Origin of the sequence: Sulfitobacter sp. 1A12157 (genome assembly GCF_043557345.1) — a bacterium.
GTDB lineage: Bacteria > Pseudomonadota > Alphaproteobacteria > Rhodobacterales > Rhodobacteraceae > Sulfitobacter.
Genome location: NZ_JBIFFV010000004.1, coordinates 72,139 through 95,540, shown reverse-complemented (window position 1 = coordinate 95,540; position 23,402 = coordinate 72,139). Strand labels below are relative to the sequence as shown.

Here is a 23,402-nt window from a genome sequence, read left to right as displayed (position 1 = left end):
GGAGATATGCAGTTTGACACATACAGCATTGCGAAGCAACTGGGCATCCCGTCAGAGCAAGTTTGCTTGGTTGGGTCCAGCCTTATTTGCGGCAAGGGCAATGACATTGACGTTCTTTGCCTTCTGGATGGGGGAAAGGAACCCGAAGACGCCGGGTTTATGCCTGACCTTGATTGCCTCGAATATGAAAGCGATTTCACGTCATACCGCAAAGGCGACGTGAACCTGCTGGTGACGCGTGATCGCCCGTATTTCATGGCAGAAGTTGCAATTGCACATGCCGCGCGGGTCTTCAACGAGGGAAAGTTTGACATGACGAACCGATACGACCGGGTTTCGTTTCATGGCTTAGTACGGTCAGCCGTGGCCGGACACATGCAAACGGAAATCCCGTTTTGACACCCCACGGGCGGGCCTACCTGATCCGCCGGATAAACAGCGCCCGCAGCGTATCTGCGTTGCGGGCATGGTGGGAGGGCAGCATCGGCATACAGGCCAAGCATGATCCCGATATTATCGCAGCGAAAGACAGACGAAAGGCGGAGTTAGATGGCAACGCGAACCGTGACGAACCAGCAGCAGCTAGACAGCCTGATCGCCCTTCTAAGCGAGCGTAAGCAGCCATTTACCGTGAGCATCACGCAGGGAAAGAAACGCAGCGAAGACCAAAACCGGACGCAGCGCATGTGGATGCTTGAAGCGGCTGAGCAGCTAGGCACCGATACCGCAGAGGGCTTTCGTGGGTACGCCAAGCTGCATTTCGGCATCCCGATCCTACGCGCCGAGAATGAACACTTTGCCGCAGAGTATGACGCCGTGATCCGCCCCCTGCCCTATGAGCAAAAGCTGCGCCTGATGATGGTGCCGTTTGACTTCGGAGTAACCCGCCAAATGACGACCAAGCAGAAAACGCAATACCTCGACGCCGTAGCGGCTCACTTTCGCGGGCTAGGGGTCGTGCTTACGCAGCCGGAGGATAAGCAGTGATCCCGAACCCAGATGAAATGCTATTCTGCATCATGCAGGACGGAGGAATCGCGGACGGAGCAAACGGCCTTGCGATTGGCACGAGCGAGATGGAAGCGTGGCAGCGACTGCTGGAGCCGCTAACGCATCACGATGTGGAGAGGGCCAAGGATAGCGGATGCACCGTGGTCCGCTGCGCAATCATGGTGCTGAACCCATGAACAAGCCCCTCCGCCGCACCCCCATGCGCCGCAAGTCGGCAGGCACCACGAAAGCCCGCACCGCAGCGCGTGGCGAGGACTGCCAACTGCGCCTGTCCTGCTGCAACCACGACCCCGAAACAACCGTGCTGGCGCATATCCGCATGTTTGGCTGGGCAGGCACCGCACAGAAGCCGCCAGACTATCTCGGCATCTTCGCCTGTTCCGCGTGTCACGATGCGCTTGATAGGCGCTCAGGCGGCGAGGAATGGGGCTTTGACGATGTATTGCGGGCAATGGGGAACACCCTGATCCGCCAATTTGAGAAAGGCACATGGAAATGACCCCGCCCAACGAAGTCTTGCAACGCAACCTGTCTGTCCAGCAGGGCCGCAACGCCAAGAAGCAGGCCGAGATTAACCGACTGTGGAAGGTGATAGAACGCCTGACCGCAGACAAGGCCGCGCTATTGGCTGATTTGAAGAAAGCACGAGGTGAAGCATGACCGTGGATATTTCAAGCGAGGCGGTGGAGCGGGCAATCGCTATGGCTGGCCTGCATGGCTTGCACGGAACGCAGGCCACCTTCCGCGCCCAAGCCGAGCGCATCAAGGAGTTGGAGGCGGAGAACGCCATCATGCGCACCGAGAAACACGCAGATGCCGAGGCTATCAGGGCGCTGCGTGACGACCTTGACCGCTTGCGCTCAGACCGCCCGTTCGTGATCGGCTGGAATGACGGATTTGAGCATGGCGTGAAAGAGTCCATGACCATCTGCAACCGCAGCTATGGCAAGCCTCTGCACCACGTACACCGAGACATTGCCGCCCTTATCGAAGGAGACACCAATGACTGATGCTGATGCCGCAATCATAGGGACGCTGATAGTCGTCGCCGCGTGTGTTGTGATGGAGGTGATGTTTTGACTGAGCAAGAGCGCGTTGAGAAGGTGGCGAAGGTTATGGCCGAGGCTGTGAACGACACATCAACCCACGACCCTACTATCTGGGGCGAGTACGAGGACATGGCCCGCGCCGCTATCGCCGCCCTTGCCATAACGCCGCAGGAGGCGGCGAAGGTGCTGTTGGCCGCTGTCGATGCATTTATGAGCGGCGAAAAACTGACCGAGGAACAGCGCGAACTGGAAAGGACTGCGGTAATTGCGGGTGCCTTTGCCGGTGGTGCTTACGATAGATATTGGCCCAAGGGCGGCGGCGAATATCACGCCCTGACCCGCGCCTTTTTGCTTGCGCTTATTGACCCGGACCATGCCGAACTTGACTACCTGCGGGCCGATCCAAGCGCAGGACAAACGGCGCGTGATGCAAGAGCCGCCCTACGCGCTATCTCGGAGGACAGCCATGAGTAACGCACTAGACGACCTGATTGCAGCCGTTGAGGCGGGAACCGTCGATGGGAAGTTCTCGCCACTTTATGAGCGGGCGATTTACCCGATCACGCAGAATATGGACGAAGTTTACCTAACCTCAGATGCCTACAACGGAAGCCTCGACGCCGCCCTTGCGCTTCACAACGCGGTGCTGCCGACTTGGGACTGGCGAGCCGAGGAAAACGTGAACGGCTACGTTTCTCATATTGGTCCGGCGCGGGAAGAATTCATGCCGTCAACTATGGCGGTAAGTTTGGAAAGCGCGGCGCGGGCATGGCTCTTAGCAATCCTACGGGCAATGAAAGAAGGGAAGGACGCATGAGCCAGCCGACCGACAAGAAGGCGATGGACCTTGTTGCCAAGTGGGAGGCCACGGGTCGCATTGTCCGCAAGGTTATCATCGAAGGCAAGCGCATTGAGGTTGAGTTTGACCGCGCGCCCGTCAAAGGCGTGACTTTGGATAACGTCAAATGGTGAAGCGCTTTTTGCCGAGATATGTCTACCGGATGGGCCGCAACGGCTATCTGTACTATCGGCATGACGGGGTTTCGCACCGTATGCCCGACGATCCGGCAAGCGCCGAGTTCGCGCAGGAATATGCCCGCCTGCGGAGTGGCCGCGCCCTTCCAACGTCCAAGCGCACCGTCAAGAAGCTGATCGCGTCTTACCTGTCCTCGCCCAAGTGGGAGGGGCTGTCGCACAACACGCAGAAAAGCTACCGGCAATCGTTTCGCTATCTCGAAGAGAAGATCGGCCCATACGATCCTGCCCGAATTAAGCCGCACCACGTCTATGACATGCGCGACAGCATGACAGACAAGCCGACCACCGCTAAGCGGCGCGTAGGGGCGCTGTCAGTGCTCATGCAGCACGCAATCAAGCTGGGGTGGATAGAGCGCAACCCCGTTCACCCGCGCTTTGAACATCTCAAGACCAAGAAACCACCGCGCCAGCCTTGGCCGCTCGAACTGATCCAAGCCGCCCGCGATACCGCTGACCCTGACACGCTGCTGATATTTGAAATGCTGCTAGGCACCGGGCAACGCATCAGCGATGTGCTGGCAATGCAGTGGGGCCACATTGAAGATGGGGGAATATGGGTCACTCAGAGCAAGACCAAGGCGCGGCTATTCGTTCCGTTCACCGACCGCCTGCGGGATATGCTCGACGCCACACAGCGCCGGGGGCTGTACATCATCACCCTGCCAGACGGTCGCCCCATGAAGTACAACAGCGCGTATAACCGCATGATGGAACTGCGCAAGGCTATCGGGGCCGAGGCTTATGACAATCACGCTCTGCGCCATTCTGCGGCCTCTGAGATTGCCTCACTGCCCGGCATGACAGACGAACACGTTAAGGCGCTGACAGGCCACACAAGCGCCGGAATGGTGCGCTTGTACTCAGGGCCAGCGGGCCAGAAGGCGCGAGCGAAAGAGGCTCAGAAGGCACGAAAATGACGCTGGAACGGCCCGTGAACGGAAGGGGAAAGTTTTACCGGTCTTTTACCGGGCTGAACCCCAAAACCGACAAGCCTTTATAAATAAAGGATGAAACGGTCTGATACAGATACTTGAGAAACATTTCCTTGGTCAGGGTGGTGCCCTTCCGCAGGCTCAGGAGTTCGAGCATCTGATATTCCTTGCCGGTCAGATGCACGGGGGTATCGTTCACGCTGACGGTCTTGGCATCGAGGTTCACCGCCACTTGGCCCGTCTTGATGATGGATTGCGAATGCCCCTTGGACCGCCGAATGATGGGATGGATCCGGGCGACCAGTTCCTCCCGATGAAAGGGTTTCGTCAAATAATCGTCGGCGCCGAAACCAAAGCCCCTCAGCTTGTTTTCCGTATCGTCGGAGCCTGAAAGGATCAGGATCGGCGTTTCGATCCGGGCGAGCCGCAACTGGCGCAGCACGTCATGGCCGTTCATATCCGGCAGATCGAGGTCGAGCAGGATCAAATCATAATCGTAAAGCTTGGCCAGATCGATTCCCTCTTCGCCCAGATCGGTGGCGTAGACGTTGAGATTCGCATGGGTCAGCATCAGTTCGATACTGCGAGAGGTCGTCGGGTCGTCTTCAACTAACAATACACGCATTTCGGTTACTCCGGCTCATCTTGGACGATGGGCTCACCCTGAGCAAAAAAGGTTAACTACCCGTTACCGATACTCGACAGGATAGATTAACAACTTAAAGTTGTCTATATTTTTTCAAGGCCGTGGCCTTCAGAGCCGCCTCTCCATGTTCGGTAACCGCATGTAACCACTCCATAAATTCCTCATCACTGATACCGTAACGCTCCAGCGCTTCGGATTGGGTGATCAGCCCATAGACCACCCCCCGCACCACCGCCGCCTTGCGCGAGGCGACCCATCTGCGGGTTTCGGCGCTTGGCAAATCGGCACGGGACATCACGCTCCCGTCAGCGAGGGTAACAGACCGTGGTCCATCGACTTTTTTCAGGTACATCGCATCATCCGCCATTGTTTTGGCGTCCAATAACCCCCACCTGCCTTAACGCGGCGTGAAGCCCGCCCTTGTGACTAGGTAGGATTTTCCTATATTCGCGCACAAACTCCGGAGAGACCCATGGCCCTTGATCAGACCCCGCCGCTCAATTCGCTTGGCTTTGCCAAAGCGCCTGCCGATACGCGCGTCGTCGTGGCGATGTCGGGCGGCGTGGACAGTTCCGTCGTCGCGGCCATGCTCAAGGATGAGGGCTATGACGTTGTGGGCGTCACCCTGCAGCTCTACGACCATGGCGCGGCGCTGGCCAAAAAGGGCGCCTGCTGCGCGGGGGTCGACATTCAGGATGCCCGCCGCGTGGCCGAGGAGATGGGCTTCCCGCATTACGTGCTCGACTATGAAAACGTCTTCAAAGACGCCGTGATCGACGAGTTTGCCGACAGCTACCTTGGCGGTGCGACGCCGGTGCCCTGCATCCGCTGCAACGAACGGGTGAAGTTCAAAGACCTGCTGGAAACCGCCAAGGATCTGGAGGCCGACTGTATGGCCACCGGTCACTATATCCAGCGCAAGATGGGTGAGAACGGCCCCGAACTCCACGCTGCCGCCGATGGCAACCGCGACCAGAGCTATTTCCTCTTCTCCACCACCGAAGAGCAGCTTTCCTACCTGCGCTTCCCGCTGGGCCATCTGCCAAGCAAGGACGACACCCGCAAGCTCGCCGCGAAATACGGGTTGGAGGTTGCCGACAAGCCCGACAGCCAGGACATCTGCTTTGTCCCCAACGGCGACTATGCTGCGGTGATCCGTAAACTGCGCCCCGAGGCCGCCGATCCGGGCCATATCGTCGATACCGAGGGCAACGTGCTGGGCAGCCACGAGGGCGTGATCCACTACACCATCGGCCAGCGCCGCGGCCTCGGCATCGGGGGTCTGGCCGATCCGCTCTACGTTGTGAGGCTCGACCCCGAGCGGAAAGAAGTTGTCGTCGGTCCGAAATCCATGCTCGCCACCCGCAAAATCCCGGTGCGCGAGATCAACTGGCTGGGCGATGCGCCCCTGACCTCGCAGGCGGAATGGAACATCGCCGTGCGCGTGCGTTCAACCCGTCCGCCGCGCGATGCGATCCTGCGCCCGATTTCCGAGACGGAGGCCGAGGTCGAGCTGCTCACCGCCGAGGAAGGCGTCTCACCCGGGCAGGCCTGTGTTTTCTATGACCCTGAAAGCACACGTATCTTCGGCGGCGGCTGGATTCACCGGGGCTGACGGCCCCTAGAGCCGTGCCAGCACCGCGCGCGCGGCCCGCAGGCCGGGCGCCTCCCCCCCCTGCCCCAAACGCGCCATCGTCAGCGCCATTGCGTCCTTCTGAGCGCCGGGCGCGCGCAGCACCTGCAAGACGCCTTCGGCAATCGGGCCGGGGCGGCAGTTCGCGCCGATGAACTCCGGCACCACGCGGGTTTCCGAGACGAGGTTGACCAGCGTCACCGTATCCACCCGCAGCATCCGCCCGATGATCTGGCGGCTGATCCAATTCATGTCATAGGCGATGACCATCGGCGTGTTCACCGCGGCCAGTTCCAGCGACACGGTGCCCGAAGCCGCCAGCGCCACATCCGCTGCGCGGAAAGCGGCGCGTTTGCTCGCGGTGAACGCCTCGGCGTTTTGGTCGCGCGGGTCCAGCACCAGCGGATTGCCCGCCCAATTGCGCGTGACCTGTTTGACCAAAGCCGCCACGGGGGATGCCGCAGGGACCACGACGCGCAAGGCCGGCTCGGCCTCCACCAATCGCGCGACGACCTGCTGGAACACCGGGGCCAGCCGCGTGACCTCCCCCCGGCGCGAACCGGGCAAGGCCAAGAGCAGCGGCGCATCGGCGAGGCGGTGTTCGGCGCGGAACGACGCGGCGGCGGCGTCATCTGCCACGGGCTCGGCCACCACCGGGTGGCCGACGAAGTCACAGGCCATGCCCGCCGCTTCCATATAGGGCGGTTCGAAGGGGAACAGGGCGAGGACGTGATCGACAGAACGGGCCATTTTCTCCGCTCTGCCGGGGCGCCATGCCCAGACGGTCGGGGCCACGTAGTGCACTGTTCTGATGTCGGATTTCTCTTTCACCTTCCGCGCCACGCGCAGTGAGAAATCAGGGCTGTCGATGGTGATGAGCACATCCGGCCTTGTCTCGATCACCGCCTGCGCAGTCTCGTTGATCCGGGCCATCAACGCGCGGTATTTCGGCAGGATCTCGGCCAGCCCCATGACGCTGAGCTCATCCATATTGAACCGGCTTTCCAGCCCCTCAGCCATCATCTGCGGGCCGCCGATGCCGTCGAATGTCACCTCGGGGCAAAGCTCTTTCAGCCCAGCCATCAGCGCGCCGCCCAGCCGGTCGCCCGAAGGCTCGCCTGCCAGAATGAACACCCTCATCCCGCGTCCCCCTCTCGAACCCACAGTACCAATCCCAATTCATCGGCCAGCGCCGCACAAGCATCCCGCTCCAGCAGCATCACGCCGCCCGCCTTGACCACCACGCCCGCCAGCCCCGCCGCATGGGCGGCACGCAGCGTGTCGGGGCCGATTGTGGGCAGGTCGATCTCACGGATTTGGCCGGTTTTCGGACCTTTGCAGAGCACTGCGCGCGCGCCCTGTACCGCTTCTGGCAGGGTTGCGAGCAGGTGATCCGTGCCCCCGATGGTCTCAACCCCATAGACCTGTTCACGCCCGATCACGCAGGCCTGCCCGATGTCCAAGCGAGCCAACCCATCGAGCACTGCCGTGCCGCGCACCGCGTCCCGACGCATCTGATCGTCGGGCAGTTCGCGTGACAGCACACCGCTGTCGGCCAGCAGGTCCGGGACCAGTTCATCGGCCCCGACCACCCGCAGGCCATGATCTTCGAAAATTGTCTTGATCACCTCAAGCGCGCCATTGTCCCCCGCGGCAAGGGCGGCTTTGAACTGCGGCACCAGAGGTGCGGTGCGCATGTCGAGCTTGGCAGGATCGAGCGTAGGGCGGTCAATCGCCCCGCAGAGGCACACCTCACGGATGCCAAGGCCCAGAAGATGCGCAAGCAGGCTGCCCAAAGTCTCCAACCGGAAGGTCAGATCGGCCTTCAGCCCATCGGGGGCGCAGCCCTCATAGGCGCAGACCAAAGGCGGCACCTCCTGCGCCGCCGCCACCCGCGCGGGCAGGCCACCGCGCCCGGCGATCAGCGCAAGGCTCATTTCGGCGTCAGGAAATGGCGGCCCGTGTCGGCCATGACGAAATCGACGATCTGGCGGACGTAATCGCTTTGGGTCTCGTCTCCCAAACGCCGCGCCCGGTCCGAGAATGTCCCCTCGCCCTGCGCCAGCATCTGGAACGCGGCCCTGAGCGCCGTGATGTCGCTGCGCGCCACGCCTGCGCGTTTCAGGCCGACAAGGTTCAGCCCATCCAGATCACCACGCGGCGCTTGCACGAGGCCGTAGGGGATCACGTCATTGGTCACCATCGTCACCGCGCCGATGATCGCACCCTGCCCGATCCGCACCCATTGATGAATGCCCGACAGCCCGCCAATGATTACGTCGTCTTCGAGCACGCAATGCCCGGCGACGGCGGCGTTGTTCACCACGATGACCCGATTGCCGACCACGGCGTCATGGGCGATGTGACAGCCAGCCATGAAGAGCCCGTCATTGCCCACGCGGGTCACCCCGCCGCCACCTTCGGTGCCGCAGTTCATGGTGACATGTTCGCGGATGCGGTTCCGCTCCCCGATGATCAGACGGCTGGCTTCGCCCTTGAACTTCAGATCCTGCGGGATCTCACCGATCACCGCGAATGGGAAAATCACCGTGCCCGCGCCGACCTCTGTCCGGCCGGTGACGACGACATGGGATTTCAGTTCCACATCCGCCTTCAGCACGACCTCGGGCCCGACCACACAGAAGGGGCCGACGCGCGCCGAGGGGTCGATCTGCGCGCCCTCTTCGATCACGGCACTGGGGTGGATATTGCTCATGCTGCGTCCTGCGGGAGATCCAACATCGCCATGAACTCGGCCTCGGCGGCCATTTCGCCCTCGACGGTGGCCACGCCGCCGAATTTCCAGATCTTCGCCCCAGGCTTGCCGCGCAGGGTCTTGAGGTCCATCCGCAGCACATCGCCGGGGCCGACCTTGCGGCGGAACTTACATTTGTCGATGGACATGAAATAGATCAGCATGTCGCGGTCCTGCATGCCAAGGGCCGTGCCCACCATCACGCCCGCGGTCTGGGCCATCGCCTCGACGATGGTCACGCCCGGCATGATCGGCGTGCCGGGGAAATGGCCCTGAAAATGCGGCTCGTTCATGGTGACATTCTTGTAGCCGACAGCACTCTGGGTGCCCGCGATCTCTTCGACCTTGTCGACCAGCAGAAACGGGTAGCGGTGCGGCAGGATGCGCTGGATCATTTGGATATCGGCGCGCAGCAGCTCTTCGGTCATGGACTGTCCTTTGTCTCAGAAGGTTGCTGAAGGGCTACCAATTCGGACGGCTGGGGGCAAGCATCGCGGCAGGGTGCCGCGGCTACTCGGTGTCCGCCAGCCCGCTGCCAATCGTCTCGTCCAGAAGCGCAATCGCCTCATCCGTGACCTCGATCGCGGAGGAAGAGACGAAGACCCGCCGCCGTTCCAGAATGACCGCCGCGTCGGAATTGCGCATCAACTGCTCCAGCACCGGGGCCGCCGCCGCCAGAAACCGCTCCCGCTCGAGATCCAGCGCCTCGCTCAGCGCCCGGTTCTTTGCCGCCTGCTCTGCCCTCGTGCGCTGAACCTTTTCGTCAAACGCATCGGCCAAAAGCCGAAACTGCGCCGGCTTCATCTGGGATCGCTTTTCGGTAAGTTCGCGCTCTTCCGCTTCAAGCGCCGCCTCGATCTCGCGGTTCTCGGTGGCCAGATCCTCGCTCTGGGCTTCGATCTCGCGGCTGACGCGCTGGCCAAAGGCGCTCTCGCGGAACAGGCGTTCGGAATCAATGGTGAGCACCGGGCTGATCACGCCGCCCCGCGCCGGGGCGGGCGTGTTTGTCTGAGGCTCTGTGCCGGGCGCCTGCTGCGCAAGGCCGGGGGTGGCCCCAGCCAGCATCATCACCAAGGGGATGAAAGCGCGGCGCATCGGCTTAGAACGTGGTCCGCAGGGTGACCTCAAAGCTTTGCTCTTTGTCAAAGCTCTCTTTCTTCAGCGCGTCGGAGACGTTGAACTGAAGTGGGCCAAGCGGCGTGTCCCAAAAGAGCGAGAGGCCGATCACATGACGGAACGAACCGCTTTCGCCGACGATGCTGCCGCCGGTGGTGTTGACGTCACTCAGATCCCACAGGTTGCCCACGTCATAGAAGACGCCGCCGGTGATGCCATATTCCTCAGGCAGACCCAGCGGGAACTCCGCCTCGAAACGAGCCACGGCAAAGAGGTTGCCGCCAAGCGCGTCGTCCACACCGTTGCTCTGGTCGCGCGGCCCAATGCCGCCCGGCTCGAAGCCGCGCATGATGGACGGGCCAAGGATAAAGCGGTCGACCGCGCGGTTGGTGCCGCTGTTCCAAGACAGCGCACCGCCTTCGAGCGTGGCACGCAGGGTGACTTCCTCGTTAAAGATACGTTTCTCGCCCGCGATTTTGGCCGTGGTCTTGATATATTCGTTATCCCCACCCAGACCGGCGAAGTCCTGCCCGAACTCGAAAAGAACGCCCTGCGTCGGGTCCAGCCCGCTGCGACGGGTGTCATAGGTATAGGTGTAGCCGACGGAGGAGGAGAAGAGCGCGCCCGCGTCGATTTCGTTCTGGATCGTGGCACTGTTGGTTTGGGGAACAGGCGTTGCCGTCTGATCATCCCGCTCCAGCATCTCGATCCCTTCAAAGGTATAGCGCGTCGACAGACGGCCATTCTCGCTCACCGGGAAGGTCAGGCTGGGCTGGAACACCAGACGTTCGGTGTCATAGCTGGTGTAGGAGGAATTGGTCTCGGCATAGTCCAGTTTGAGGCCAAGCGCCACGTCGCGGCCAAGGAAGCGCGGCTCGACGAAGGTCACGCCATAGCGGGTGGCATCCTCGGCGGTGGAGATCGACAGATTCAGCCGCTGGCCGCGCCCGAGGAAGTTTTCCTCCTGGAAGCTGACCGCCACACCGAAACCGTCGTTGTTCGAGAAGGAGCCGCCGAAGTTCAGCGAGCCTGTGGGCTTCTCTTCGACATCCACGTCGATCACGACCTGCTCGGGGCTGGAGCCTTGGCGGGCGTTGACCTCTGCCGTCTCGAAATACTGCAGCGCGCGGATGCGTTCCGCCGCTTGGCGAATTTCGCGCGGGTTGAAAGGGTCACCCTCGACGCTGTCGAACTCGCGCCGGATCACACGGTCGAGCGTGGTGGTATTGCCTTCGATGTCGATCCGCTCGACAAAAATGCGCTCCCCACGAGAGAGCCTGTAGGTCACGTTGAGCGACAGATCGCGGTCATTGCGGTCGATCACCGGCTCGACGCGCAGGAAATCGACACCATCGCGGATCGCTTGGCGCTCGATCCGGGCGATGTCATTCTCGATCAGAGTGGGCGAGTAGATCACGCCGGGGCGGATCTTGAGCAAATCGCGGTAAGCCGCCGCATTCAGGCCGGGCACGTCGGATTCCAGCTTCACCTCGCCGAAACGGAACTGCTGCCCCTCGGTGATGTTATAGGCCACAAAGACGCCATCACGCTCTTCGGTCAACTCGGCATTCACCGCCTCGGTCCGCATATCGACATAGCCGCGCGACAGGTAAAAATCCCGCAGCATCTGTTTGTCGGCCTCGACGCGGCCCTCGACATAGGTGTCGCGTTTGACCAAACGGCGGAACAGACCGGCCTGTTTGGTGCCCAACACACGGCGCAGGCGGCGGTCGGAATAGACGCGGTTGCCAACAAAGCTCAGACGCTCGATCTCGACATTGTCGCCCTCGAAAATCTCAAACACCAGATCGACGCGGTTCTGGTCGCGGCGGATGATGCGCGGCTGTACGCGGGCCGACAGGCGGCCCTCGTTGCTATAGGCTTCCGCGATGGCGGCGGCGTCTTGTTCGGCTTGGCTGGGGTTGAACACCCGGCGCTCGGTCGACCCGATGAGCTCTGCCAGCATCTCATCCTTGATGCGGCGGTTGCCTTCAAAGCTGACACGGTTCAGCGTGGGCAGTTCGACCACGGTGATGACCAGCGTGCCGCCCTGCGGCTCAAGCGAGACAGATTCGAACAGGCCCGAGTTTTGCAGGTTCTGATAGGCGTCGTTCAGCTGACCGCCCGTCACCGCCTGCCCGCGCCCGATGCCCGCGCGGCGCAGAATGGCGCTGTCACCGATCCGCTCGTTGCCGTCGATGACGACCGTGTCGAACTGATATTGCTGTGCCTGCGCTTGGCTGCCGGGCACGAGCCAGGCGACGGACAACATGACACAAAGCGATGCCCCCCGAAGGGTCTTGCCGATATTGCTGCGCTCTGCCCATTCGACGGGCATTCTGCCCTCGTTCCTCAGTCCCATTACACCGACCCGTTTTTTTACGACATTGTTGTCAACCTGACTACGCAGGTTAACGGGGTTTGTCAAAAGCAACGGCGGGAAAAATAGTCCATATCATGCGGCAGCTTGGGCCGGAATGACATCATGAGCCGATAACGCTCAAATGCGCACGTTCAGGGCATGGGGAGGCGGTCAGAGAGAGGCGACGAAAGCCCCGGCGGAAAGCGCGGCGGCGATGGCCGCACCAAAGAAGGCACGGTCCCAGTTCAGGTCCAAAAGCAGGCTCAGGCCGCGGTATGTTCCTTGCAAGACGTGCATTTCCGGTTCCTTCTCGATGAAAGAGAACCATAGCCAAGGATTGCGGCACGATTTTGTTCAATTGTGGCCATTTGAAGGCATTGCGCCCTGCCCCGAAGGGCAAGGCGCAGGCTGTCTTTCGCAGTCGACGTGCCGCTCAGGGGCAGAACAGATCGTTGCCGAGCGCAAAGAGCATCAGGGTCAGCACCAAGGCGATGCCGATGCTCATCAAGAAACGCAGCGCGCCATCGCTGGGCGGTTTGCCGGTCACCGCCTCATAGGCGTAGAACACCAGATGCCCGCCGTCCAAGGCCGGGATCGGGAACAGGTTCAGCAGGCCGACCGCCGTGCTCAGCACCGCGATGAAATAGATGAAGGACTGCGCCCCTTGGCTGGCCATCGCGCCCGAGGTCTGAGCGATCCCCACCGGGCCGCTGAGATTGCAGGTACTGATATTGCCCACAATCATCTCACGCAGGCCCGAGATCGACCCGGTGATGATGCGCCAAGTGTTGCCCAAGCCGGTGCCGAGCGCCTCGCCCACGCCGGGGGTGTCGGTCGCAGGCACAAAGGCCATGCCGCCGACGATGCCGATGCGCAGGTTCTGTTTGAAACTGCCATCGGGCTGCGGCTCATCCGTGGCTTTGGGGACAAGGGTGAAAGGCAGGCTCTCGCCATCGCGCCAGACGGTCAATTCCTGCGGCGCCCCTTCCGAGGCTTCGACCACCTCTTTCAATTCCCCGAAGGCCACGATCTCTTGCCCATTCACCGCAGTGATCACATCGCCGCTGCGCAGACCGGCCTCTTGCGCTGCAGATTGCGGGGCGACATTGCTGACCAGCGGCGGCATCAGATAGGGGCCGGGCACGGTCAGCTCTTCGCCATCGCGGGTGATGTCATAGCTCAGAACCGCTTCCTGCGGCAGGTTGGTCAGGAAATCGCCATAGCCTTCCCCGGCAGAGAGGGACGGCACCGGGGTGCCTTCGACCGCGCGCAGAATATCGCCCGGGGCGAGCTCATAGGCATCACTGGGCAGCGCGCGCAGCGCGCCCACGGTCAGCGGATCACGGGCGGTGCCCGCTGTCATCGCCACGGCAAAGAAGATGAGGATCGACAGGGCAAAGTTGAACACCGGCCCCGCCGCCACGGTCAGCGCACGGGCATAGAGCGGCGCGCCGTGCATCGTGTGGCGCAGCGCCTCGGGGTCGTCGGCCAGCGCTTCCATCGCGGTCTCATCCTTGCCTGAGGCCGCGTTGGAGTCGCCTGCGAATTTCACATAGCCGCCAAAGGGCAGCAGCGCGAATTGCCAGCGCGTGCCGCGCCTGTCGACGCGAGAGAAGAGCACGGGGCCGAAGCCGAGACTGAAGACATCCGCCTTGATCCCGGTCCAACGGCCCACGATGTAATGGCCGTATTCGTGGATCGCCACGATCACCGACAGCGCCACGACAAAGGCCAGAATCGTCCAAATCAGCCCGCCGAACTCCGGCAAAAACCCCATGATGTCCAACGTGCTACCCTGCCTTTTTCTGAATTGCGGCCTCTGCCGCCTTGCGTGCGAGATGGTCCGCCTGCGCCACCAGTTCAAGTGTCATGTCGTCGCGGCCCTGCGCGGCCTCTTCGGCGCGACGCTCCAGCACCTCTTCGACGATCTCGGCCATCTGGGTGAAGCGCAGCCGCCCGTCGATGAACCCGTCAAGCGCCACCTCCTTGGCCGCGTTGAAAACCGCGCCCATCAGACCGCCCGCCGCCATAACTTCGCGCGCGAGCCGCAGCGCGGGCCAGCGGGCGTCATCGGGGGCGGTGAAATCGAAACGCCCGATCTTGGTCAGGTCCAACCGCTCGACCGGGAGATGCCCCCGCGCGGGGTGGTGCAGCGCATAGCCGATGGCATGGCGCATATCCGCGGGGCCGACATGGGCCATCAGCCCCCCGTCGCAAAAGCCCACCAGCGCATGGATCATCGACTGCGGATGCACCAGCACCTCGATCGTCTCCGGCAAGACGCCGAAAAACTCACGTGTTTCAATAACTTCCATCGCCTTGTTGAACATCGACGCCGAGTCGATGGTGATGCGCTGCCCCATGTCCCAATTGGGATGGCTAGAGGCTTGGTCGAGCGTGGCATGGGCAAGGTCTTCGAGCGGCCAATCGCGAAACGCGCCGCCGCTGGCGGTGATAATAACGCGTTCGACGGCGGCCATGTCTTCGCCGACCAGCGCTTGAAACACGGCGGAATGTTCACTGTCCACGGGCAGGATCGTGGCGCCGTGGCGGTCGGCCTCGCCCATGATCAGCGCCCCGGCGCAGACCAGCGATTCCTTGTTGGCCAGTGCCAGCGTGCCACCTTGGCGCAGCGCCGCCAAACCCGGAGCCAGCCCCGCCGCTCCGATGATCGCCGACATGGTCCAATCCGCCGGACGCGATGCGGCTTCGGTGATCGCCTCGGCCCCCGCTGCGGCTTCGACCCCGCTGCCGCTGAGCGCATCGCGCAGTTCCTCCAGCAGGTCTTCGCGGGCGGTGACCGCAACCTCGGCCTTCAGCGCGATGGCATCCGCCGCCAATTGCGTGATATTGCCCGCGCCAGTCAGGGCCGCGACCTCATAGGCGTCGGGCGCGCGGCGGATCAGGTCAATCGTGTTCTGACCGATGGACCCGGTCGCCCCCAGTATCGAAATCTTGCGCGGCATAGCGGGTCAATTCACACCCGGCGGGAAACCGATCAGCGGCCCGACGATCAGCAAGAAGACGGCAGCGCCCAGCATCCCGTCAAAACGGTCCAACAGACCGCCATGCCCGGGGATCAGCGCCGAGCTGTCTTTGACGCCCATCTTTCGCTTCATGCCCGACTCCGCCATATCGCCCATCTGAGAGGCCATCGACAGCGCCACTGAGATGCCGACGAGTTGCAGGCCAAAGCCCGTGTTGAACGAGAAAATCAGCCCGACAACAGCCGCCCCGACCCAGCCCGAGGCGGTGCCGGACCATGTTTTCTTGGGGCTGACCTTGGGCCAGAACTTGGGCCCACCGATGGCGCGGCCCGCGAAATAGCCCACCACATCGGTCACCACGACCACCAGAACCAGCCACATCAACCAGCCAAAGCCCATGTCATCGCGCAACTGGATAAGGCCAAAGCCCGCCAGCAGGATCAGTGCGGTGAAACTCATGTAAAGCGTGCGGTTGGCGCTCAATAGCGCGAAGCCCGCCAGCGCCGGGGCCAGCAAAAGCGGCAGGCCAAAGCCCACCGGCAGATAGATTGCCGCCAGCACCGCCGCGCCGGTCACCAGCCCCAGTTGCCAAGCTGCCGCCTGCCCCGGCCCGCGCAACATACCGACCAATTCCCAGACCATCATGCCGCAGATCAGCGCGACCAGCAGATGAAAGACGGTCCCGCCCAGCCAGATGCCCAAGAGACCGATCAGGATCATCGCGCTGGCCGACAGCATGCGGGCGCGCAGGTCGGACCATTGTTCAGGTGATTTCATCGCAGCTCTCCTCAGGTCTTGACCGCACCGAACCGCCTGTCGCGCCCGCCATAGGCGGCGCAGAGCCGGGCGAATTCCTCGCGGGTGAAATCCGGCCACAGCGTGTCGATGAACTCATATTCCGCATAGGCCGATTGCCACAGCAGAAAGTTCGAAATCCGCGCCTCGCCGCTGGTGCGGATCACCAGATCGGGGTCGGGCAGCACATGGGTGTCGAGGTAGCGCGGCAGGGTCTCTTCGTCCACCGAGTCAGGATCGAGCTTGCCGCTGGCGACATCTTGGGCCAAGCGATGGGTGGCGCGGGCCACCTCGTCACGGCCGCCATAGTTCAGCGCGATGGTCAGATTGATGCGTGTGTTATGGGCGGTATGGGCCTCAAGCTCTCCCATGAGCTTGATCAGCTTGTCATCCAGCCGGTCGCGGTCCCCAATGAACCGCACCCGCGCGCCATAGTCGCTCAGGCTGCGCATTTCCTTGGAAATATAGCGCCGAAACAGGGACATAAGCCCCGCCACTTCGACCTGCGTGCGTTTCCAATTCTCGGTCGAGAAGGCAAAGATCGTCAGATACTCCACCCCCACATCGGGGCAGCATTCGACAATCTCGCGCACGCGTTTTGCCCCGGCGTGATGCCCAAAAAGCCGGGGCCGCCCGCGTTGGGTGGCCCAACGGCCATTGCCGTCCATGATGATCGCCACATGGCGTGGCCCGCCGGGTATCGTTTGGGGCTGAATTTCGGCGGTGCTCATGTCTCGACCTTTTCTTTCAAGTTCTGTTTCCCGGCGTCTTGGCGGGGTCAGACTTGCATGATTTCGGCCTGTTTCGTCTCAAGCTGGTCGTCGATAAGCGTGATGAAACGGTTGGTCAGATCCTGCACCTCGCCTTCCCAGATTTTCTGGTCGTCCTCGGACATGGCGCCGTCGTTCTTGGCCTTCTTGATCTGGTCCATCCCGTCGCGGCGAATGTTGCGGATCGAGACGCGGGCGTGTTCGGCATATTGGCCCGCGACCTTGGTCAGCTGGGTCCGGCGCTCTTCGTTAAGCTCGGGGATCGGCAGCATGATGATGGTGCCATTGAGCTGCGGGTTGATGCCCAGACCGCTTTCGCGGATGGCTTTCTCAACCTTGCCGACGAGACCTTTGTCCCAAACGTTGATCGTGACCATGCGCGGCTCGGGCACGTTGACGGTGCCGACTTGGTTCACCGGGGTCATCTGGCCGTAAGCCTCGACCATCACCGGCTCCAGCATGGAGGCCGAGCCACGCCCCGTGCGCAGCGATGCGAACTCGGTCCGAAGCGACGCAATCGCGCCGTTCATCCGCCGTTCAAGATCATCGGTATCGAGCATAAATTCGTCTGACATGGCGAGCCTGCTTGTTGTTTCCTTGCGTTACGGCTTTCTAACGGTGGCGCGGCGCTTTCACAACTGCCCATTGTTGCGCCACCATATGCGCACCGCGCCCCTGCTGTGAGAGGCGCGGGCAGCATGAGGCCAATCGCCCCGCCGTGGGGCGATGCCCTGCAATCTGGGCCGGAATTACCCGACGCGGGTATAGGTGCCCTGACCCGCCAAGATACCTTGGAAGCCGCCCGGCTCGTCCAGCGAGAAGACGATGATCGGCAGGTTGTTGTCCCGCGCCAGCGCGATGGCAGAGGCGTCCATCACGCCGAGCCGCTTTTGCAGCACATCGTCATAGCTCACCAGATCATAGCGTTTCGCATCTTCGAACTTGGCCGGGTCTTTGTCATAGACACCGTCGACCTTGGTGCCCTTGAAGATCGCCTCGCAGGACATCTCATTCGCGCGCAGGGTCGCGGCGGTGTCGGTTGTGAAATAGGGGTTGCCGGTGCCCGCGGCAAAGATGCAGACCCGCTTCTTCTCAAGGTGGCGCACGGCGCGGCGGCGAATATAGGGCTCGGCCACTTCGTTCATGGTGATGGCGCTGATCACGCGGGTGTGGATGCCCAAGCCTTCGAGTGCCGATTGCATCGCCAGCGCATTCATCACGGTGGCGAGCATCCCCATGTAATCCGCCGTGGTCCGCTCCATCCCCTGTGCCGAGCCCTGCAGCCCGCGGAAGATGTTGCCGCCGCCGATCACCATGCAGATCTCGACGCCCAGACGGTGCACCGATTGCACCTCACGGGCGATACGTTCGACGGTTGGCGGATGCAGACCATAGCCGAGGTCACCCATCAGCGCCTCCCCGGAAATCTTTAGCATCACGCGGTTAAAGGAGACTTGGGGGGTGTCTTGGGACATCGGGCACACCTAATTATTTCACCAACCGGGGGAGATTTTAGCCTTGCGGCGGTGAAGGGTTTTCATTTCGCGCCAAAATGTCGCAAATACGCCCAAGGTTCAATGCGGGACGTAAGGAAGACGCAAAGAAATGCCGGATATTCCCAAGGCCCAGATGGACGCCCTGTTGCAAGGCTTGCCGGCCGAACGGCCCGTTTTGATCGCCGGGCCGACCGCCAGTGGCAAATCCGCCCTCGCGCTCGCCATTGCCGAGGCGCAGGGCGGCGTGATCGTCAACGCCGATGCCAGTCAGGTCTACGCCCCCCTGCGCATCATCAGCGCCCGCCCCTCGCCCGAGGAAGAGGCCCGCGCGCCGCATCTCCTTTATGGCCATCTGCCCGAAGACGCGCCCTATTCCACTGGCCATTGGCTGCGCGAGGTGGCCCCGCTGCTGGGCGGCGACCAGCGGGTGATCATCACCGGGGGCACCGGGCTTTACTTCTCCGCCCTGACGCAGGGGCTGGCCGAGATTCCGGCCACCCCGGTAGAGGTACGCGCCCAAGGCGACGAGATGGCACTCGAAGACCTGTTGGCGGGGCTGGACGCCGAGACCGCCGCCGGCATCGACCAGCGCAACCGCGCGCGGGTGCAGCGCGCTTGGGAAGTGTGGCAGGCCACCGGGCGCGGCCTGTCGGACTGGCAGCGCGACACCGGCGCGCCGCTTTTGCCGCTGGCGGACTGCCTGCCGATCGTCTTCGATGTCGAGCGGGATTGGCTGAACGCCCGCATCGCGCAGCGCTTTGACCTGATGCTAGAGCAAGGCGCCTTGGAAGAGGTCGCCGCCCTTCGCCCGCGCTATGACCCATCCCTGCCCGCCCATCGCGCCATTGGCGTGCCGGAACTGATCCGCCACCTCGACGGCGATTGGCCGCTGCACCGCGCCCGCGAAGCCGCCGTGGTCGCCACCCGCCGCTTTGCCAAGCGACAGCGCACTTGGATGCGCAGCAAGATGGCAGATTGGCAGCGGGTGACGCCGGAATAGCCGCCGAGCGGGCGGAATTTCTTGCGTTATCCCAACCCTCCGCTAGCCTGACGTTGATGATTGCCCTTGTAAGGTTTCCATTTCTCAACGAAAGCGCCGCGTGCCCGAGACAGAGATTCAAACCCAGTCCTTGGCCCAGCTTTCGGCGGGGCAAGACTGGCGGCTGACCCTCGCCCATGACCGGGACCACCATCTTTTAATCTGGATCACCCGGGGCCAAGGGCGGCTGTTGCTCGATGGTCAACGCCGCGGCATCAGCCCGCATAACGCACTTTGGATACCGGCGCGGTCGCTCTTCGCGCTGGAACTGGGCTATCAATGTCTGGGCCATGCGGTGCTGATCCCCGAAGACAGCGATCAAAGCCTGCCCGAGACCCCGCACCAATTGCGTATCCGAGACGGGGCCGCGCAATCGGAGATCTCGGCCCTCATCGAACAGACCCAAAGGGAGGTCCAGCAGGGCCGCCCCCTGCACCAAGATGCGCTTAAAGCGCAGGTGGCGCTGATGTCGGTCTGGCTGCGCCGCCAGATGATGGCAGAGGCGCATACCGCCCCCCGGCCCAAGGCAGGCGACAGGCTGAGCGCGCGGTTTTGCGCCTTGGTCACCCGACACGCCCCCAAGGGCACCAGCATGGCCGAACACGCCGCAGCTCTCGGCGTGACCCCAACCCATCTGACTCGCGCCGTCAAAGCGGCCACCGGCAAATCCGCCGCCGACCTTCTGACCGAGCGCAGTTGCCACGCCGCCCGCCGTCTGCTGGCTGAAACCGACCACACCGCTGCCGAGATCGCCGCCACCTTGGGCTTCGGCTCTGCCGCCTATTTCACCCGTTTCATGCAACAGCACAGCGGCCTTCCCCCCAGCAAGCTGCGCTGAGAGCCGGGCCGAAATGTCGCTTTCAGACCTTTGCAATGTCGCAAAAACTCCTCGAAGCCCCCGCGCCGATTGTTGACGCGCGACCAATTTCCGTGCCTCATGGCTGAACCGCTCCACAAAGGGGCGGGGCAATGAACAAGCGCAGACTGCCAGAAAGACCGCGAAAAGGTCTTCGGCATACCAACGCAACAAGGCAGAAAAACTGCCGCACAGAGGACCGGCGCCCTTAAGGCGCCGCACGAATTAAAAAGGCCAAAAGGCCGCATCGTCGGGCCAAGTCACCGCCCGACCCTGCTACAGGGGACTACATGGGACTATTCATTTTGCGCCGGCTGGGTGTGATGTTGCTGACGGCGCTTTGCCTGACCTTCATCGTGTTCTGGCTGACCAATCTCTATCCGAACCTCGAAAAACTCGCCAAGACTCAAGGCAACTTCCGCATGTCGGACGAGGCCGTGGCCAGCTATCTCGAAAACCGCGGCTATTTGCAGCCCACGGTCGACAAGTTCGGCGAATGGCTGGGCGTGCTCCCCGGCTGGGTGACCGAAGGCGAGACACCCGAGGAAACCTTTGGCCGCTGTTTCGCCCCCGGCACCCCGGTTGAGGCGCGCCCCACCCGCTGCGGCATCCTGCAAGGCGATTGGGGGTTCTCGACCGTCTTCAAGGAGCCGGTGGGCGAAACCGTCCTTACCCGTCTGGCGCTGACCGGCAAGCTGATGTTCTGGGTGCTGGTGCTGATGGTGCCCTCGGCGCTGATCGTGGGCGTGCTGGCGGGGATGCGCGAAGGCTCCAAGCTCGACCGCTCGCTCTCGACCTTCTCCATCGCCACCACGGCGACGCCGGAATATGTCTCGGGCGTGATCTTCATCGCGGTGCTCGCCTCCTCACGCTTCGGCCTGTCGCCGCTCTTGGCCGACTGGGGCTGGATCGACAGCAAGACGCTGTTTCTGGGTTCGGCCACCTCTGCCATGAAAGACGCGAACTTCTGGAACTTCTTCCTGCCGGTGCTGACCATCTCGCTCTACGGCATGGGCTATATCGCGCGGATGACGCGGGCCTCGATGACCGAGGTGATGACCGCGCAATATATCCGCACCGCAAGGCTGAAGGGGGTGAAATTCTCGGAGATCGTGCTGAAACACGCGCTGCGCAACGCGCTGATTGCGCCCTTCACCGTGATCATGCTGCAAATCCCTTGGCTCTTGAACGGCGTGGTGATCGTCGAGACCCTGTTCAACTACAAGGGCTTCGGCTGGCTGCTGGTGCAAGCGGCGGCCAATAACGACATCGAACTGCTGCTTGCGGTGTCGGTCGTGTCGGTGATCGTCGTCCTCGTCACGCAGCTGATCTCCGACATCGGCTACGTTTTCCTCAACCCGCGCATTCGCATTTCTTAACGGAGCTTGGACATGGAACCTTTGACATGGACCGGCTCACTTGCGGGGCTCAACATCATCTTCCTCGGTCTCGCGCTGCTTCTGGCCTTGGCCTTGGCGGTGCAGATCGTCGTTTCCTTCTTTCCCGCCAGTGAGGCACGCCAGATCAACCCGGATGGCACCGTCGCCCGGCAAGGCGGGCTGGCAGGCGGGGTGAACCGTGCGGTGATCCTGCTCTTTGCGCTGCTGATCCTCCTGCTGCTGATCTATATCATCGCAGGCGCCTTCATGGGGCCACAGGCGGGCATCATCGGCGGCATGTCGCAGCAGATGCTGCCCGTGTGGATCGCGCTGATCCTGACCTTCGCGCTCTCTATCCACTTCAAACGGCGGCTCGGCCTTTACGGCAAGCTGTTCGACAGCACCGTCGGCATGATCGGTTTCGCCATCGTCATGTTCTGGGTCTACACCGGTATCTTCGGCGGGCTGTTCGATCTGTTGGTGACGCATGACAGCCTCAGCCAGACCTCGGGGATGAAGAACAAACTGCCCGGAACGCCCCTGCGCAGCCCGGATGAGGGGGAGTACCCTTGGTTTCTTCTGGGCGGTGACAACCTTGCCCGCGATGTCTTTTCCCGGCTGATCAAAGGATCTTGGGTCGTGGTGCAGATCGCACCGATCGCGACGCTCTTTGCCTTTATGGTGGGGATCACGCTGGGCCTGCCTGCGGGCTACTATGGCGGGCGGCTGGATACGATCCTCAGTTTTCTGGCAAACCTGATCCTCGCCTTCCCGGTGATCCTGCTGTTCTACCTGCTGGTCACGCCGGAGATCGTGCTTACGGGCATTCCGAACTACATGGCGGTGTTCCTGTTCATCTTCCCGCTGATCTTCCTCGCCGTGCTGTTGAACGCGCGCTACTACACGCAACCTTCGTTCCGCACGCCGCTTCTGATCGTGGTGCTGGGGGTGCTGGGCTGGCTCTACCTGTCGCTCGTCTCAACCGGGGGCGCGATCGTGCAAACCGACAGCTACCGCATTCCCGGCCTGCCGCGCGCCATCGACCTTTTCGATATCGACCCCGGCGTGCTGGTGGTCTTCGTCTCGGTGGTCTTTGTCAACGCGCCCACGGTGTTCCGCATCGTGCGCGGCCTCGCACTCGACATCAAAACCCGCGACTATGTGGCAGCGGCCCAAACCCGTGGCGAAGGCCCGTGGTACATCATGCTGTGGGAGATCCTGCCCAATGCACGCGGCCCGCTGATCGTCGATTTCTGCCTGCGCATCGGTTATACCACGATCCTTCTGGGCACACTCGGCTTCTTCGGCCTCGGGCTGGAGAGCGAGAGCCCCGATTGGGGCAGCACGATCAACGCAGGCCGCCGCCTGCTGTCTCTCTACCCCCATGCCGCAATCGCGCCGGCGCTGGCTCTGCTGAGCCTCGTTCTGGGCCTGAACCTCTTGGCCGATGGGCTGCGCGAAGAATCCCTGCGCGACTAAGAAACATCCTCCGGGGGGCCAGTCCTCCCGGCCCCTTTTGATCCCCCGACTGGGAGAGC

The 23,402-nt window shown here is 62.4% G+C and carries 28 protein-coding genes and 1 pseudogene; 14 read left to right on the top strand and 15 right to left on the bottom strand.

Annotated features, from left to right (window positions below):
* The first annotated feature begins 6 nt into the window (after window positions 1–6).
* The 9 genes from ACGYLC_RS09075 (at window position 7) to ACGYLC_RS09035 (ending at window position 4,015) form a co-directional block, all read left to right on the top strand.
* Window positions 7–399: a hypothetical protein gene (locus ACGYLC_RS09075; protein WP_394422690.1), complete on the top strand. Its 393-nt coding sequence runs from the start codon at window positions 7–9 to the stop codon at window positions 397–399.
* Between the two features lie 150 nt (window positions 400–549).
* Entirely contained in the window at window positions 550–987 is a 438-nt protein-coding gene (locus ACGYLC_RS09070) for a hypothetical protein (protein ID WP_394422689.1), read from the top strand.
* 196 nt (window positions 988–1,183) lie between these two features.
* Window positions 1,184–1,510 (top strand): DUF1364 domain-containing protein, encoded by a 327-nt coding sequence (locus tag ACGYLC_RS09065; RefSeq protein WP_394422687.1) that lies wholly within the window; start codon window positions 1,184–1,186, stop codon window positions 1,508–1,510.
* Window positions 1,507–1,671 (top strand): hypothetical protein, encoded by a 165-nt coding sequence (locus ACGYLC_RS09060; protein WP_394422686.1) that lies wholly within the window; start codon window positions 1,507–1,509, stop codon window positions 1,669–1,671. Before ACGYLC_RS09065 ends, ACGYLC_RS09060 begins: the two co-directional genes overlap by 4 nt.
* A complete protein-coding gene (locus ACGYLC_RS09055; RefSeq protein WP_394422684.1) occupies window positions 1,668–2,021 on the top strand; it encodes a hypothetical protein in 354 nt (117 codons plus the stop codon). The genes ACGYLC_RS09060 and ACGYLC_RS09055 overlap by 4 nt, the downstream gene beginning before the upstream one ends.
* Window positions 2,022–2,087: 66 nt before the next feature.
* Complete coding sequence (locus ACGYLC_RS09050) at window positions 2,088–2,534, top strand: hypothetical protein (protein ID WP_394422683.1); 447 nt, start codon at window positions 2,088–2,090, stop codon at window positions 2,532–2,534.
* Window positions 2,527–2,877, top strand: coding sequence for a hypothetical protein (locus tag ACGYLC_RS09045; RefSeq protein WP_394422681.1), 351 nt, complete (start codon window positions 2,527–2,529; stop codon window positions 2,875–2,877). Before ACGYLC_RS09050 ends, ACGYLC_RS09045 begins: the two co-directional genes overlap by 8 nt.
* Window positions 2,874–3,032 (top strand): hypothetical protein, encoded by a 159-nt coding sequence (locus ACGYLC_RS09040; protein ID WP_394422680.1) that lies wholly within the window; start codon window positions 2,874–2,876, stop codon window positions 3,030–3,032. Before ACGYLC_RS09045 ends, ACGYLC_RS09040 begins: the two co-directional genes overlap by 4 nt.
* Complete coding sequence (locus ACGYLC_RS09035; RefSeq protein WP_394422679.1) at window positions 3,026–4,015, top strand: tyrosine-type recombinase/integrase; 990 nt, start codon at window positions 3,026–3,028, stop codon at window positions 4,013–4,015. Before ACGYLC_RS09040 ends, ACGYLC_RS09035 begins: the two co-directional genes overlap by 7 nt.
* A gap of 103 nt (window positions 4,016–4,118) precedes the next feature.
* On the opposite strand, the pseudogene ACGYLC_RS09030 reads toward ACGYLC_RS09035, so the two are convergent.
* Together ACGYLC_RS09030 and ACGYLC_RS09025 are read right to left on the bottom strand one after the other, a co-directional pair.
* Window positions 4,119–4,655: pseudogene (locus tag ACGYLC_RS09030) on the bottom strand (response regulator); the annotation flags it as partial.
* 94 nt (window positions 4,656–4,749) lie between these two features.
* Complete coding sequence (locus ACGYLC_RS09025) at window positions 4,750–5,028, bottom strand: DUF1153 domain-containing protein (protein WP_394422859.1); 279 nt, start codon at window positions 5,026–5,028, stop codon at window positions 4,750–4,752.
* Window positions 5,029–5,148: 120 nt separating this feature from the next.
* On the opposite strand from ACGYLC_RS09025, the gene mnmA reads away from it, so the two are divergent.
* Complete coding sequence (gene mnmA / locus ACGYLC_RS09020; protein WP_394422677.1) at window positions 5,149–6,291, top strand: tRNA 2-thiouridine(34) synthase MnmA; 1,143 nt, start codon at window positions 5,149–5,151, stop codon at window positions 6,289–6,291.
* A gap of 6 nt (window positions 6,292–6,297) precedes the next feature.
* Here mnmA and lpxB read toward each other — a convergent pair whose 3' ends face one another.
* From lpxB to pyrH, 13 genes are all read right to left on the bottom strand, one after another.
* On the bottom strand, window positions 6,298–7,449 hold the full coding sequence (gene lpxB, locus ACGYLC_RS09015) for a lipid-A-disaccharide synthase (RefSeq protein WP_394422675.1): 1,152 nt from the start codon (window positions 7,447–7,449) through the stop codon (window positions 6,298–6,300).
* Complete coding sequence (locus ACGYLC_RS09010; RefSeq protein ID WP_394422674.1) at window positions 7,446–8,246, bottom strand: LpxI family protein; 801 nt, start codon at window positions 8,244–8,246, stop codon at window positions 7,446–7,448. Before ACGYLC_RS09010 ends, lpxB begins: the two co-directional genes overlap by 4 nt.
* Window positions 8,243–9,025 carry an acyl-ACP--UDP-N-acetylglucosamine O-acyltransferase gene (lpxA, locus tag ACGYLC_RS09005; RefSeq protein WP_394402140.1) on the bottom strand — a complete coding sequence of 261 codons (783 nt, stop codon included), beginning with the start codon at window positions 9,023–9,025 and terminating at the stop codon, window positions 8,243–8,245. The genes ACGYLC_RS09010 and lpxA overlap by 4 nt, the downstream gene beginning before the upstream one ends.
* Window positions 9,022–9,492: a 3-hydroxyacyl-ACP dehydratase FabZ gene (gene fabZ / locus ACGYLC_RS09000; RefSeq protein WP_271687454.1), complete on the bottom strand. Its 471-nt coding sequence runs from the start codon at window positions 9,490–9,492 to the stop codon at window positions 9,022–9,024. Before fabZ ends, lpxA begins: the two co-directional genes overlap by 4 nt.
* A gap of 82 nt (window positions 9,493–9,574) precedes the next feature.
* Complete coding sequence (locus ACGYLC_RS08995; protein WP_394422672.1) at window positions 9,575–10,159, bottom strand: OmpH family outer membrane protein; 585 nt, start codon at window positions 10,157–10,159, stop codon at window positions 9,575–9,577.
* A 4-nt stretch (window positions 10,160–10,163) separates the two neighbouring features.
* Window positions 10,164–12,518, bottom strand: coding sequence for an outer membrane protein assembly factor BamA (gene bamA, locus ACGYLC_RS08990; RefSeq protein WP_394422670.1), 2,355 nt, complete (start codon window positions 12,516–12,518; stop codon window positions 10,164–10,166).
* A gap of 195 nt (window positions 12,519–12,713) precedes the next feature.
* Window positions 12,714–12,839, bottom strand: a complete 126-nt coding sequence (locus tag ACGYLC_RS08985) for a hypothetical protein (RefSeq protein ID WP_269451576.1) — start codon at window positions 12,837–12,839, stop codon at window positions 12,714–12,716.
* Window positions 12,840–12,975: 136 nt separating this feature from the next.
* Window positions 12,976–14,319 (bottom strand): RIP metalloprotease RseP, encoded by a 1,344-nt coding sequence (rseP, locus tag ACGYLC_RS08980; protein ID WP_394422858.1) that lies wholly within the window; start codon window positions 14,317–14,319, stop codon window positions 12,976–12,978.
* Between the two features lie 13 nt (window positions 14,320–14,332).
* A complete protein-coding gene (gene dxr, locus ACGYLC_RS08975) occupies window positions 14,333–15,508 on the bottom strand; it encodes a 1-deoxy-D-xylulose-5-phosphate reductoisomerase (protein WP_394422668.1) in 1,176 nt (391 codons plus the stop codon).
* A 6-nt stretch (window positions 15,509–15,514) separates the two neighbouring features.
* Window positions 15,515–16,306 carry a phosphatidate cytidylyltransferase gene (locus ACGYLC_RS08970; protein WP_394402152.1) on the bottom strand — a complete coding sequence of 264 codons (792 nt, stop codon included), beginning with the start codon at window positions 16,304–16,306 and terminating at the stop codon, window positions 15,515–15,517.
* Between the two features lie 11 nt (window positions 16,307–16,317).
* Window positions 16,318–17,055, bottom strand: coding sequence for a polyprenyl diphosphate synthase (uppS, locus tag ACGYLC_RS08965; RefSeq protein ID WP_067261562.1), 738 nt, complete (start codon window positions 17,053–17,055; stop codon window positions 16,318–16,320).
* Between the two features lie 47 nt (window positions 17,056–17,102).
* Window positions 17,103–17,669 carry a ribosome recycling factor gene (gene frr, locus ACGYLC_RS08960; protein ID WP_007120421.1) on the bottom strand — a complete coding sequence of 189 codons (567 nt, stop codon included), beginning with the start codon at window positions 17,667–17,669 and terminating at the stop codon, window positions 17,103–17,105.
* 174 nt (window positions 17,670–17,843) lie between these two features.
* Window positions 17,844–18,569, bottom strand: coding sequence for a UMP kinase (pyrH, locus tag ACGYLC_RS08955; RefSeq protein ID WP_394422666.1), 726 nt, complete (start codon window positions 18,567–18,569; stop codon window positions 17,844–17,846).
* A gap of 130 nt (window positions 18,570–18,699) precedes the next feature.
* Between pyrH and miaA the strand changes: the two genes are divergently transcribed.
* The 4 genes from miaA (at window position 18,700) to ACGYLC_RS08935 (ending at window position 23,343) form a co-directional block, all read left to right on the top strand.
* Window positions 18,700–19,590: a tRNA (adenosine(37)-N6)-dimethylallyltransferase MiaA gene (gene miaA, locus ACGYLC_RS08950; protein ID WP_394422665.1), complete on the top strand. Its 891-nt coding sequence runs from the start codon at window positions 18,700–18,702 to the stop codon at window positions 19,588–19,590.
* A gap of 100 nt (window positions 19,591–19,690) precedes the next feature.
* A complete protein-coding gene (locus tag ACGYLC_RS08945; RefSeq protein WP_394422663.1) occupies window positions 19,691–20,467 on the top strand; it encodes a helix-turn-helix domain-containing protein in 777 nt (258 codons plus the stop codon).
* Window positions 20,468–20,775: 308 nt separating this feature from the next.
* On the top strand, window positions 20,776–21,864 hold the full coding sequence (locus ACGYLC_RS08940) for an ABC transporter permease (RefSeq protein ID WP_394402161.1): 1,089 nt from the start codon (window positions 20,776–20,778) through the stop codon (window positions 21,862–21,864).
* Window positions 21,865–21,876: 12 nt separating this feature from the next.
* Entirely contained in the window at window positions 21,877–23,343 is a 1,467-nt protein-coding gene (locus ACGYLC_RS08935) for an ABC transporter permease (RefSeq protein WP_394422662.1), read from the top strand.
* The last annotated feature ends 59 nt before the right edge of the window (window positions 23,344–23,402 follow it).